At 40.1% G+C, this 13902-nt stretch carries 10 protein-coding genes; 5 read left to right on the top strand and 5 right to left on the bottom strand.

Going from position 1 to position 13902, the window contains the following annotated elements; all coding sequences use genetic code 11:
- Positions 1-1371, bottom strand: coding sequence for a transposase (locus tag ACK8HY_RS11245; RefSeq protein ID WP_416133678.1), 1371 nt, complete (start codon positions 1369-1371; stop codon positions 1-3).
- A gap of 316 nt (positions 1372-1687) precedes the next feature.
- Between ACK8HY_RS11245 and ACK8HY_RS11240 the strand changes: the two genes are divergently transcribed.
- Together ACK8HY_RS11240 and ACK8HY_RS11235 are read left to right on the top strand one after the other, a co-directional pair.
- On the top strand, positions 1688-2050 hold the full coding sequence (locus tag ACK8HY_RS11240) for a BlaI/MecI/CopY family transcriptional regulator (RefSeq protein WP_077438863.1): 363 nt from the start codon (positions 1688-1690) through the stop codon (positions 2048-2050).
- Positions 2051-2052: 2 nt separating this feature from the next.
- Positions 2053-4152, top strand: a complete 2100-nt coding sequence (locus ACK8HY_RS11235) for a TonB-dependent receptor plug domain-containing protein (protein WP_416133677.1) — start codon at positions 2053-2055, stop codon at positions 4150-4152.
- 328 nt (positions 4153-4480) lie between these two features.
- Here ACK8HY_RS11235 and pth read toward each other — a convergent pair whose 3' ends face one another.
- The 4 genes from pth to ACK8HY_RS11215 form a co-directional block, all read right to left on the bottom strand.
- On the bottom strand, positions 4481-5044 hold the full coding sequence (pth, locus tag ACK8HY_RS11230; RefSeq protein WP_104383967.1) for an aminoacyl-tRNA hydrolase: 564 nt from the start codon (positions 5042-5044) through the stop codon (positions 4481-4483).
- Between the two features lie 81 nt (positions 5045-5125).
- Entirely contained in the window at positions 5126-5722 is a 597-nt protein-coding gene (locus ACK8HY_RS11225) for a 50S ribosomal protein L25/general stress protein Ctc (protein ID WP_077438866.1), read from the bottom strand.
- A gap of 101 nt (positions 5723-5823) precedes the next feature.
- Positions 5824-6405, bottom strand: a complete 582-nt coding sequence (locus ACK8HY_RS11220; RefSeq protein ID WP_077438867.1) for an outer membrane beta-barrel protein — start codon at positions 6403-6405, stop codon at positions 5824-5826.
- Between the two features lie 254 nt (positions 6406-6659).
- The gene (locus tag ACK8HY_RS11215) at positions 6660-7616 is read right to left on the bottom strand and encodes a ribose-phosphate pyrophosphokinase (protein ID WP_077438868.1); all 957 of its coding nucleotides are present in this window, start codon (positions 7614-7616) and stop codon (positions 6660-6662) included.
- Between the two features lie 800 nt (positions 7617-8416).
- Between ACK8HY_RS11215 and ACK8HY_RS11210 the strand changes: the two genes are divergently transcribed.
- From ACK8HY_RS11210 to pyrR, 3 genes are all read left to right on the top strand, one after another.
- Positions 8417-11431 carry a DUF2723 domain-containing protein gene (locus ACK8HY_RS11210; RefSeq protein WP_077438869.1) on the top strand — a complete coding sequence of 1005 codons (3015 nt, stop codon included), beginning with the start codon at positions 8417-8419 and terminating at the stop codon, positions 11429-11431.
- A gap of 146 nt (positions 11432-11577) precedes the next feature.
- On the top strand, positions 11578-12969 hold the full coding sequence (locus tag ACK8HY_RS11205; protein ID WP_254846310.1) for an APC family permease: 1392 nt from the start codon (positions 11578-11580) through the stop codon (positions 12967-12969).
- A 355-nt stretch (positions 12970-13324) separates the two neighbouring features.
- Positions 13325-13888, top strand: a complete 564-nt coding sequence (gene pyrR / locus ACK8HY_RS11200) for a bifunctional pyr operon transcriptional regulator/uracil phosphoribosyltransferase PyrR (protein WP_077438870.1) — start codon at positions 13325-13327, stop codon at positions 13886-13888.
- The last annotated feature ends 14 nt before the right edge of the window (positions 13889-13902 follow it).

The raw sequence follows: 13902 nt of genomic DNA, 5'->3' as shown, positions 1-13902 counted from the left end.
TTAATTTAATGAGTCGAATTTGGGATTATACCCTTCGAATTTATTGATTTGTTTTCCGCTATTATCAAAATAGTAATAATCGCTTGAACTTTTGACAATGAAGCCGTCGTTTAACAGATAACCATTTTTATAGATGGATTTAAGGTCTGTTGTGATCGTTTTTTGTATGGCACCCGTCGCAATATCCAACAGCTGGATTTGTAAAGGGTCATCTTCTGCGGGTGTTGGTTTGTATGCAATCAAAAGTGTTTTGTCATTCTGAGCGATCACTTCCGGCTGAAAATAAAGTCTTCCTGGAGTGAAATCTTTAAAACTGATCAGACGGGCCCCTTTAAATTGCCATGGATTGATCAGTACCTTTTTGTAAGGATCGCGATCCGTAAAAATACCGGATCCCCCATAATCTTTATCCCAGGAAAAGCGTGGACTATCTTTCGGAAATCCATATTGATACTGATAACTGTATTGGATTAACTGAATTTTTTCCTCGGGGTAATAGCTGGATTTACTTGAAAAAGTGAACTCAGTTTTTGTTGTCGGATTGGGAAGTTTTTTCCTCCTTTCATCGTAAAGTTGCTTATCCGGAATAGATTTATTGATTAAAGGGTAATAAGCAAGGTTTTGCCCTTCATTGTTTATGATTTGATAAGAAGATCCATAATCTTCGTATTTAAATTCAACTTTGGCGATACCGGTGCTGAGTGAGGGTGCATCTCTAACATAATTTTCAAGGACACTTTTGTAAGTTAGGCTATTTCTGTCCAATTGATAAATATATTTGGATTTTACGATAATGTACAGGTTTTGATCTTCAAACACCTGTAATTTAACGTCGCTACTTGATAATTCAACAGGAGTATCCATCAATTGTTTGATCCATTCCTTTTTGCCCGTTTTGGGATCAAATAATCCGATATAGACTTTATTGTCTTTGCCTTCGTCAAATCTCGCTTTTGAATTCCGCACATTGCCCACCACGACAACGTGGGGGATATTGTTTTTGTCCAAAAATAATTCGTTTGAGGCGTAATTCCATTCCAGCGTAATGACTTCTTCTGTTTTGTCAGCCGTGTTGGACGAAGTATAAGTCGAATAACTCGGTTCAGGTTTTTTGGAAAAAATGGCACTTAAAGCTCCGATTATAAACATGAGCGCGATAAAACCAACAACGGCAAATAGTACAATACGTATTGCTTTATATTGATCTGGATTGTTGCGCGGATAGTTGTAATTGTGATTGATATTGATATCGTCGCTATCTAAAAAAAATTCAGTTCCACAACTGTCACATTTATAATAGTCGGGTCGTATGGTGCTGACTTTTATGCTACCACAATGGGGACATTTGATCGCTTTGATACTTTTGGCCATTTATCTTATTCTATTTGTTTTGAATTATTGCTATCTAAAATTCCTTTTCTATCCAAGTGAAACTCCTATTGGAAGAATAAGCTTTACAGTCGAAAGTTATAAATAAAAAATAAGGAATAACAAATTTTCGGTTAGCCAACTTATATTCGATGGGATTGATTTTAAATGCGCGGGGGAAGCAAAGCTATTGTAATGTTACAGAAAATACTGTCTATATCACCTGTTGTGCAGGGATATAAGATAAATAATAATATATTTTTGGTATTTACGAATTATTCGTAGATTAGTGAAAGAATAGTAAAGAAAGATTTAAGACATGGAAAAGTTAACAGCGCAAGAGGAGCAGGCAATGCAATCTATCTGGAGCCTAAACGGAGGTTTTATCAAAGAGATCTTGGATAACATCAAGGGGGAGAAGATGCCATATACGACCTTGGCATCAACAGTTAAGAATTTGGAGCGTAAGGATTTTGTGAAGGCTGTGCGGTATGCAAATGCCAAACGTTATGAACCTATGGTCAGTGAGCAGGATTACAAAGCCAAGTTTATGAACTCCTTTGTGGGCGATTATTTCAAGAATTCCTACAAAGAGATGGTTTCTTTTTTTGTGAAGGAGGAAAAACTGACCGCCGATGAGCTAAAAGAGATCATGGATATGATCAAAAACAACAAATCTTAAAGATGATGGAAAATCTACTGACCTATATCATACAAGTCAATCTGTTGTTGAGCATCATCTATTTGGGGTATGCGGGACTATTGAAAGGGTTGACATTCTATTCGTTAAATAGATGTTATTTTTTAATAGGCGGATTATTTGCTTTTATATATCCTTTTTTGGATTTGAAGTCCTTATTCGTACAGCGTGGATTGGACATTGGAGTGGTCGGTGAGCAGATTTCATTTTATATGGAGGACGGTGCCGTGCAGGAAAAGCTTACTTTGGCCGGTTTGGTCGGGATGGTTTTTATTTTGGGGGCAGCCTTATTGTTTTTGAAGTTTCTATTTCAGTTAATGAGTTTACTGCGGATTCATTTTCATTCTACTGCGGATCAATGGAAAACATATTTTTTTCGCAATGTGTTTATTCCTATTGTTCCCTTTTCTTTTCTGAACAAAATTTATGTCAACAAAGGGCAGCATATGGATGCTGAACTGATCGATATTTTTAAGCATGAGGATATTCATGTGAAAGGCCTTCACAGTTTGGATATTTTATTGTTTGAAATGATATTGGTGTGTTGTTGGTACAATCCTTTCGTCTGGTTCATGCGCAGGGCCATTCGCCAAAATTTGGAGTTTCTGACTGATCAACAGGTACTCAATAAAGGAATTGACAGACAGACGTACCAATATAGCCTATTGAATGTGTCCAAAAAGGGCACTTCAATAGGATTGAGTAATCAATTTAATTTTAAACTATTAAAACGTCGTATCATGATGATGAATAAGAAAAGATCATCCAAAATAGAACTGAGTAAATATGCCTTCCTCTTGCCTGTTTTCCTGCTAGCGGGTGCAGCTTTTACGGTTAGTAAAGCAGAGAATAGTATCGAAGGGGTAGTTGAGAAAGCTAAAGAAACGCCTATATTGACTTTGGATAAGGTTGAGAAAGCTGATGGTTCAGTCTCGGTGAAGGTGGCAGGTGAAGCGGCTGAGTTGTTAAAGGAAGTTATGGGGACGGATACGGTGAAGATCGATACAAGCCGCTCCAAGAATAAAACTGATTTATTAAGCTATAAAATTGGTTCTATGAGGCTGAGAGGCACTTCTGACATAATTGGAAACCCAATGTTTGTGTTGGATGGCGTAGTTGTTAGCAAAAAAGAACTGGATGCAGTTGCCCAGGAACGAATAGAATCTATGACTGTATTGAAAGACGAGTCAGCTATATCAATATATGGGGAGAGAGGTAAAAATGGTGTTGTGTTGCTTACGACTAAAGTTGGAAATGCAAAAAAATCTGAAAATAACCCTCAGGGCAAAATCACCGGTTTTATGATTAAGCAGGATTCCCTTGGTAGGACAAAATCCCATACAATAAAGTATCCTGTTCATGTTCTGTATGTGATTGATGGGGTAAAGATGAGTTCCGAGGATATGAAGGGTTTTGATCCGAATAATATTGAAAGTATTAATGTTATAAAGGATGCGCTAGCTACGGTAAAATATGGACGTGAAGGGAAAAATGGTGTTATTGAAGTAACCACAAAAAAATGGGCAAGGGAAAATCCGGATAAAGTCAGCAAATCTTCTGGGGAACTAAAATCTGAAAATAAAGTAGGAGAGACTCTTCCGATTGCTGTCTTTTACAAAGCGAATGAAGACAAGCAGGATGCTAAGAAGATAGCATTTGAGGGGAAATCCAAAACAGATGCGAAGCAACCAGAGCTCAAGGGCAGAGCACAGGGAATTGTCTCCAATATGAGGGGACTAGCGAGTAGTGGGCCGGGGAAGTACGGTGCCTTTAATAATTGGGTCAAAGGAGATCCGCTATTTGTTGTTGATGGAAAAATTGTCAAGGCTAAAGAGATCGACCCGAATACAATTGATAACATTACGGTTTTAAAAGATCAAAATGCTACCGCAATATATGGTGATCGGGCAGAGAATGGTGTCATTATTGTGAATACCAAGGCCTATGTAAAGGCACATCCTGAACTGTCTTCTGATGTAGAAGACCGTCTGTCAGGAAAAGTAAAAAAAGTAATTAAGGCCGAAGTGGAAAAGGAAAAAGCTGAGGCTTCCAAAGAAAAAAAACAGGAAATAGTCCGACCGTAGATTAGAGTCCGACTTCTTCTTGTTGTAAAGATGAAAACCCTATTCGGCACAAGCTCGGCACAAGAAACGCACAAGCCTGGCACAAGAAACGAACAAGCCTGGCACAAGGAACGAACAAGCTCGGCACAAGAAACGCACAAGGATGGTACAAGAATCAAGCAAGGTTGGCACAACGATCAACCTGTCTAAGTACTTCCTTAAAACAAGGTTGATACAACAATAGCACAATAAAGGAATAAGCTGTATGCTAGAAAAAGCCGAATAATTCGGCTTTTTCTAGTTTGAAAAACATTGATAATATAGTTATTTCTGATGCTTACGGGGGTGATTATTTTGTATTTAGATTGGTCATGGTCAGCTCAATGCCGATATTGACAAAACTTTGGATCATCTTAACGGAGTGATCGATCAAAGCCGGGAGCTCGGCTTGTTCGTCCTTGTCAAATGGACCAAGAACGTAATCAACCTGTCTACCTTTGGGGTAATTATCTCCGATACCAAAGCGTAGGCGTGGATACACCTGTCCACCGCAAAGCTGCTCGATGGATTTAAGTCCATTATGTCCGGCGCTGCTGCCTTTGGGTTTCATACGTAAAGAACCAAATGGAATCGCCAGATCATCAACAATCACCAATACGTTCTGAATCGGCACTTTACATTGCTGCATATAGTAATTGACCGCTTTGCCGCTGAGATTCATATAGGTGGTCGGTTTGATGACCGTCACATTATGCCCGCGCTGTTTAAACTCACTGTAGTAAGCTAATTTCAGCAATGAGAAACTTGCACCAGCTTGCTTGACAAGTTCATCAGCAACCATAAATCCAATGTTATGTCGTGTGTCGGCATATTCACTGCCGATATTGCCCAATCCAACGATAAGATAATTCATGACGCAAAAATAGAAATTTTAACAAACAAAAAAGCACCGAATTTCGGTGCTTTCTGTAGTATCTTAAGAATCTTGTTCAGATTATTTTTTACCACCTTTAGCTGCTTTAGCTGCTTCTTGTTCAGCTTGACGCAATGCACGGGACATGATAACTGAAACGATTGTATCGTCAGAGTTATTCAATACTTTTGCATTTTCCAATTGAACCTGAGCTACACGGTATGATTTACCAACTTCTAAAGATTCCATTGGTACTTCAATTTCTTGTGGCAAGTTAGCAGGTAATGCTTTTACGCGTAGTTTGCGTAATTTTTGAACTAATTTACCCCCCATTTTAACACCTGGAGAAGTTCCTGTTAATTTGATAGGGATATTCAATGATACTTCTTTATCATCAAATAACTCTAAAAAGTCAATGTGAGTAACTACGTCAGTCAATGGGTGGAATTGTGCGTCTTGAACGATAGCTCTTTTTGTTTGACCGTCAATGTTTAATTCTACGATTACAACATCTGCAGTGTAAAGAACTGGTTTCAAATCAGCTGCGGATACAGAAAGAGCAGTTTGTTCTTTTCCTCCGTAAAGTACCGCTGGTACTAAACCTTGGTAACGTAATTCTTTTGCATCTCTTTTCCCTACGTTCTGTCTTACAGAACCGCTAATAGCAATTGATTTCATCTTTTAATTTTTTATAAATTTTGAGGTGCAAAGATAATCTAATTTTTGGATTATTCAAATTTATTAATCGTCAATCCTGTTGATTTTGAATGGATAATCATTTAAAATTTAAGTCCAACACTTAGATTGACCCCTAGATTTTGTTGGGATTGATAGGAATTGGACGAAAAGGCAATCATCGACTGGCTATGGTAGTAAGGATTGAGCTTAAGGATATACCGTTCTTTCTCTAGCTTGGCGCCGAATGATGCCCAGAGGCCGACGCCGGATTTATTAATGTTATCTTCATTCTGTACCTGTACACTGACCGTCGGTCCAAGTTGGGCAAAAAGGACTTTTAGGAAATTATACTGTAGCAAGATCGGAAGATGTATATAGGAAGCCTTATAGTCGATGTCAAATTGCTGGCCCTCGCCATTGATGCCACTTTTATTCATGGCATCGAAACTGTAGCGTAGACCTGTTTCCAGTCCAAGATCATAAGAGATATCTTTGTAGTAAAGCAACCCGATGGAATGACTATGTCCTTCCAATGAAGCTGCTCCAGCAGATTCATTTGGGATGATCACAGTGCTTAATCCATATTGAATAGCTAAAGCATTGGGGCGCGGTGTGCCTTCTTGTGCATGTGCACCAGAACCGATTGCAAGTAAAAATAAGAGGAATGAGAATACAGATTTCATATGACGAGCATGTTTAAGCTACTAATATAAAAGGTTTTTAGAAATACTCCCAATAAAATTTATTTGGCGGTCATCCTGTCTGGTTAGACGATAGTAGCCTGCTTATGGAAGCGATAAGCCCTAGACAAATGCAATCGGGATCTTTTATTTCTACCGCAAAAGACGGTACATAAAAAAGACTCTGGTATGTCAGCCGTCGGCTTAGCATACCAGAGTCTCTATACTACTTTCTCAATACTCGATACTAAAAAAGACTATTCTACGTCAAATAGATCAGAGATTGATGTATGTTGGTTTACGCTTGTAATTGCTTTCGCAAATAGATCAGCTGTAGATAATACTTTGATTTTTGTTGATAGTTTTGCTTTTTCAGGATCCAATTGAATGGTGTCGGTTACGATCATCTCTGACAATACCGAGTTTTCAATTGTTTCATAGGCTTTGCCTGATAATACAGCATGTGTACAAACCGCTCTTACAGATCTTGCACCGTTTTCCATGATTAGTGCTGCAGCTTTTGAAAGCGTGCCAGCTGTATCACAGATATCGTCAATCAATACAACATCCTGATCTGTTACATCTCCAATGATAGACATTGACTCGATTTCATTCGCACGTTTACGACGTTTGTCACAGATGATCACTTCGGCATTGAAGAATTTAGCAAAAGTACGCGCTCTGTATGATCCACCCATATCTGGTGAAGCAATTGTCAAGTTAGGAAGTTTTAGGGATTTGATGTAAGGAACAAAAATAATAGAGCCATCAAGGTGATCAACAGGGATATCGAAAAAACCTTGGATCTGTGCAGCGTGTAGGTCCATCGTCATGATACGGTGAATTCCAGCTGCTGTTAACAGATTGGCAATCATTTTCGCGCCAATGGCAACTCTTGGTTTGTCTTTTCGATCTTGTCTTGCGAAACCGAAATAAGGGACAACCGCCGTAATGTAATGTGCTGAAGCTCTTTTTGCGGCGTCAGTCATCAACAATAACTCAAAAAGATTGTCGGTAGGCTGGTTGGTGGATTGGATGATAAACACATCGGCTCCACGAACAGATTCATTGTAAAATGGTTGAATCTCACCGTCGCTGAAACGCGATAATGTTTTGTCTCCTAGTGGTTTCCCATAAGATTGTGCGATTTTTTCGGCCAGTTCTGTAGTGCCAGAACCTGCAAATAGTTTAACCGTGTTGAATTGCAAAGGCATGGTTTTGTATATTTATGTTGGGTTATTGTATTGTCGATTATTCAATATTTTTATTCCCTAATATTTTTTAAAGTTAAACATTAAAAAAAATGGATTGTTTTCACAATCCATATACTCTTAACTTTAAAAGTTGTCCGACCTGGATTCGAACCAAGACAAACAGAACCAAAAACTGTCGTACTACCCTTATACTATCGGACAATGTCTCTAAAAAGTCAACGTTTCCGTTTTTTTCTTTTTGACGACGCAAAGATAGAGATTTGTTTTAAAAATCAAAATTCAAATTAAAAAAAATCTAAACCCTTTTATAAATAATAAGCCTTGCATATAACGCAGAAAAGGCTTGCGATTGCAAGCCTTTTCTATTGTTTGTTGTCCGACCTGGATTCGAACCAAGACAAACAGAACCAAAAACTGTCGTACTACCCTTATACTATCGGACAAACAATTCAATTGTGTTCGTTATCGTGATGATGTCGTTCACATTTGATGATGCAAATATACGGACTATTCTTATTTCTGCAAATAAAAATGTGCTGTAAAGTGCATTGAGCTTGATTTTCAAAGAAATAATTTTTGTTTTGTCCTAAAATTAACTTTAACCATGCTGCCTTTTTGTACTGCTATTGGTCTGATCAAGCTCATCGGAGCCTTTATCAGGCTTTCTTTACAGCCAATATTGCATCGCTTAATGAAATTTTTTCAATTAATATGTGTTAAAAAATCAGAATAAAGTTCATTTCTTATTAACTTATCCTTATTTTCGAGCCGTATTATAATACTTTTACAGTTATCATTTTATGAACTATACTAAAATCAACAATCTTTTAGGATGGATATGTGCGCTCATTGCAACAGTAGCATATGTCATGACTGCCGAACGATCGACGAGTTGGTGGGATTGTGGTGAGTTTATTGCCTCAGCCTTCAAACTTCAAATTGTGCACCAGCCGGGAGCACCATTATTCTTAATGATTCAGAACATTTTCTCCAATCTTGCCGGAGGTGATGTCACTCGGATCGCTTTTTGGATGAATGTGGGATCTGCTGTATGTAGTGGTCTGACAATCTTATTTTTGTTCTGGACGATCACAGCGCTAGCAAAGAAGGTCGTTGCAAAAGGAGTCGGCGAGTCCTATACTTCAGCAGACTTGATCAAAATATTTGGCTCGGGTGCTGTTGGTGCGTTGGCTTATGCCTTCACGGATACATTTTGGTTTTCCGCTGTTGAATCTGAAGTATATGCCATGTCTTCGCTCTGTACGGCTGTTGTATTTTGGGGGATATTAAAATGGGAAAATCACGCCGATGAGGCCGGCTCTGACCGCTGGTTGATCTTTATCGCTTATGTGATGGGGCTTTCAATTGGGGTTCACTTATTGAACTTACTTGTTATTCCGGCTATTGCCCTGGTGATTTATTTTAAACGTTCAAAAACGGTGACTTCTTCGGGCGCTACCAAAGCATTTTTGATTGGTGTGGTTGTGCTGGCCCTGATCTTATGGGGGATCATTCAGTATACCGTCAAGGCGGCAGCTTATTTTGATTTATTCTTTGTGAATAGTTTAGGTATGGGCTTCGGGACCGGATTTAATCTTTTCTTGATCTTAGTGGTTGCTCTTTTTGTATATGGTATCTGGTATTCGATCAAAAAAGCAAAACCGATGTTGAACCTGATCCTGATCAGTACCGCATTTATCATCTTCGGTTATAGCTCCTTCGCGATGATCATGGTACGCGCGAAAGCGAATCCTACCTTAAATAATAGTGATCCGGATAATGCCTTTTCTTTTGTCAGTTATTTGGGCCGTGAGCAGTACGCGAGCGAACCGCTTTTAAATGGGCCTACATTTGATGCACAGGTTGTAGATGCTGCGCCTACCTATACTTATCGAAAAGACAAGGATAGATATACGAAAGTAGAAAACGGAATGGATTATAAATACGATAAGACGATGTTCTTCCCGCGTGTTTATAGCTCCCGTGACCAAGGACATATCGATTATTACCGCGATTACCTAAAGCTTCCGGAGGGGCAGTCCCCAACATTTGGGGATAACCTGAAATTTTTCTTCAGTTATCAGATCGGGCACATGTATGGCCGTTATTTCTTGTGGAACTTTGCCGGTCGTCAAAACGACCAACAGGGGCAGGGCTCCTTCACAGAGGGGAACTGGATTTCAGGGGCTAAACCTGTTGACCAGATGCATGTAGGTGGACAGAACGCCATCCCTGATTCATTAAAAACGGATCCTTCAAATAATAAATACTATTTCTTGCCTTTGATTATTGGTTTGATCGGTGCATTCTGGCATTTTGGTAAAAGACAGCGTGATGCCGGAATTGTCGGATTATTATTCTTCTTCACTGGTCTAGCAATTGTATTATACTTAAATCAAAGTCCATTACAGCCCCGTGAGCGTGATTATGCCTACGCAGGTTCGTTCTACGCCTTTGCGATATGGATCGGCTTGGGCGTATTCGCTATTGCGGATTACCTGAGCAAAAAGGTTGATGGAAAGATGGCGGCCGGTATTGCTACGGGAGCTTGTTTGTTAGGTGCCCCCGTATTGCTCGGATTTCAAAACTGGGATGATCACGACCGCTCGGAGAAAACAACAGCACGTGATTTAGCGAAAAACTACCTGGCTTCCTGTGCGCCAAATGCGATTTTATTTACCTATGGTGATAACGATACCTACCCATTGTGGTATGTACAAGAAGTTGAAAACTATCGTCCTGATGTACGGGTAGTCAACCTGAGTCTTTTAAGCTCTGACTGGTATATGCGCCAGATGAAGCAAAAGGTCAATCAGGCCGATGGCTTGCCAATCAATATTGATGACGAAAAATTCAAAAAAGGTGTTCGTGAAGTACTTTATTATCAAGATATGAAGGTGCCAGGACACGTGGATCTAGATCTGGTGATGCAGATCTTATTGTCTGATGACCAGAAAAATAAACTGGAATTGCGTGGTGGTAAATTTGAAAACTTCTTACCGACCAAAAACTTTAGCCTTCCGGTGAACAAGGAAGCTGTGCTAAAAAACAATGTTGTTCCAAAAGCATGGCAGGAATCCATCGTCGATACCATGACTTGGACCTATAACCGGAACTATGTATCCAGAGCGGAATTGTCGATCCTAAATGTGTTATTGAACAATAACTGGAAACGTCCGATTTATTTTGCGGCGACTGTTCCGAATGACAACTACCTAGGATTGGATAAATACCTGGTGCAAGAAGGTTTTGCGCTGCGCTTAATGCCTATTGCGGCACCGGCGGGAGCTGAAGGTACTTTAGTGGATACACAGTCAGCCTTTAAAGATATTACCACAAAGTATCAATGGGGTAATATGGCGAATGCTTCTTATTTGGACCCTGAATCCTACCGCATGATCACCATGATCACCAATACCGTGATGGGGGGAACGGCAACACAATTAATGATGGAAGGCCATAAGGATGAAGCCCGTAAAGTGGCTGTTGAAACGTACGAGAAGATGCCAAAACGTGTGTACCTGATGCGTGACGTATTAGGCTATATTCCGATCATCAATGTATTATATGAAACCGGTGAAAATAAACGTGCAAATGAGATTGTCAGTCGCAACCTGAAATTTATGACACAAAATATGCGTTGGTACCAGGATATTGCACAAACGAAAGCGGAACTTGAATATTCCAATATCGGAACTGCCCTACGTGCTTTGGGTGCATATAAGAGTATTTTAGCTTCGACTTCCGAGAAACAATTGCTGCAACAGGTAACTGAACTCGAAAAATCGTATAAACAACAATATGGTGTAGAATAATCAGTCAACCAGTATTTCAAGTATAAGGAGCTGCCCAGGGCTGCACCTATTCAAAAAAAATAATCTTTTGAATAGGATGTCGCTGAGGGCAGCTCTTTTTTTGATTATTTTTTCTTAGCTTAACGGCATAAAACCAACCTGATATTATGATGAAACGTCAACTGAAATTGTGGGATGCGATTATGCTGGTCATGGGCTCGATGATCGGAAGTGGGATCTTTATTGTGTCGAGCGATATGATGCGGCAATTGGGCTCAGGATACTGGCTGGCAATCGTATGGTTGTTGACAGCCATTGCCACGGTAGCAGCTGCAATTTGTTATGGTGAGCTATCTTCCATGTATCCTAAGGCTGGTGGACAATATACCTATCTCACTGAAGTGTTCGGCAAGCCTGTAGGCTTTTTATATGGTTGGAGTTTATTTACCGTTATTCAGACCGGTACGATCGCGGCTGTCGCGGTTGCCTTTGGTAAGTTTACAGCCTATCTAATTCCGCAATTGAATGATGCGGCACCGATATTTCAACGCGGAGACTTTAAGATTACCTGGATACAGATACTCGCTATGGGGGTGATCCTCCTGCTGACCTATATCAATACCCGCGGCATCAAGAGCGGCAAGTCGGTACAGTCTTTTTTTACCTCTGCAAAGATTATCGCTTTGGTTTTATTGATCATAGGTGGGTTGTTTCTGATTAAAGAAAACCATTTCTCCGAAAATATGGCCTACAGCTGGGATGCTTTTCAGAACTTGAAAGGCGAGGGCTGGATGGGGATTTCAGGTGGCGCTTTAATGGGAGCACTGGCAGCAGCCATGGTAGGCTCGGTCTTTAGTAGTGTTGCCTGGGAAAACGTGACCTTCGTGTCAGGCGAGATTGTGAATCCGCAGCGTAACGTGGTGCGTGCGCTCGTGATCGGAACCAGTCTTGTCATGCTGCTGTACATCTGTTGTAACTATATCTATCTTTCTGCTTTAAGCCGCGAAGAAATCGCTTTTGCGACAAATGACCGGGTGGCTATCGCAGCAGCCGAAAAGATGTTGGGGCATACTGGTACGATTGCAATGGCTATCCTGGTCATGATATCTACATTTGGCTGTGTCAATGGTCTCGCGCTGTCTGGAGCGCGGGTTTTTCAAACGATGGCCAAAGACGGTCTGTTCTTAAAACAGGCTATTCCGAATAACAAATATGATGTGCCTGCGCGATCACTATGGCTGCAGGGCATTTGGGCTTCCTTACTCTGTTTGAGCGGTCAGTATGGCAATTTACTGGATATGATCTCTTTCGTTATTGTAATCTTTTATATGATCACGGTATTGGGAGTTATTATTCAACGTGTCCGGCGACCGGAAATAGAACGCTCCTATAAAACGTTTTTATTCCCTATTACACCTATTATCTACCTGTTGATCGGTACTGTATTTTGTGTCCTGTTGATCATTTATAAACCGCAGTATACCTGGCCCGGTTTTATACTGGTATTGATCGGAGTGCCGGTGTATTTTTTTGCACGTGGCAATCAGAAGAATGATTGAGGTGGGGGGATGGTTGCGTCGATCTGATACAGGGATCAATTGCAGACCTCTTTTGTTTCATGATACGAAACGATGGGTAAATAAAATGGATATGCTGTCGGTCTGGCTTTTATACGGCTTGTGGTTGCATAGTTTTTGTTTTTATGCGGGTAAACAAAAAACAGTGAATGGGTCCTAAGCGAATGGGGGTACATTCTTGCTGAAAGGACGCTTCTGGAGCCGTTGAATTACTTTAATGACCAGTCGTTCTAGTCTGTAACGACCTGTCTATAGAGAAGTGAATTATTGAAATTAATTGGCATACGAGCCGTAGTTTTTGTCAAAAAAAGTGTAGCTTTGCTCAAACATTCCCATAATGAAACAGTCGATTTTATTAGACGGACCAAAATTTCAAATCACCATTCAAAGACTATGTCGTCAATTGATTGAGAATCACGGTGATTTTTCAAATGCTGTCGTCATAGGTATTCAACCAAGAGGAACTTTCTTAGCTAAACGTATTGTCAAAGAACTTGAACGCATGATCGAAAAACCGATCCTGGTCGGTGATTTGGATATTACATTTTACCGCGATGATTTCCGTACAAAAGGTAATGCTGGTCCGTTGTTAGCAAATAGCACAAATATCAATTTTATTGTAGAAGGTAAAGATGTCATTTTTATTGATGATGTCTTGTGGACGGGACGAACTATTCGGGCAGCGATGGATGCTGTACAGGCATTTGGAAGGGCAAGAAGAATTGAGTTGCTTGTTTTGGTCGATCGTAGATTCTCCAGACAGATTCCGATTCAACCCGATTATATTGGCATACAGGTCGATTCTATAGATTCTCAGAAGGTGATTGTGAACTGGAAAGAATCTGACGATCAGGATAGCATTATCCTGGTAACGGAGAAGAAAACGCCAGTTAATGATTAAGACCAGGTTTGATG

Source organism: Sphingobacterium sp. NGMCC 1.201703, from assembly GCF_047784615.1.
Taxonomy (GTDB): Bacteria; Bacteroidota; Bacteroidia; order Sphingobacteriales; family Sphingobacteriaceae; genus Sphingobacterium.
The sequence above is the reverse complement of the archived record's forward strand: the minus strand, read 5'-3'. Positions and strand labels throughout refer to the sequence as shown.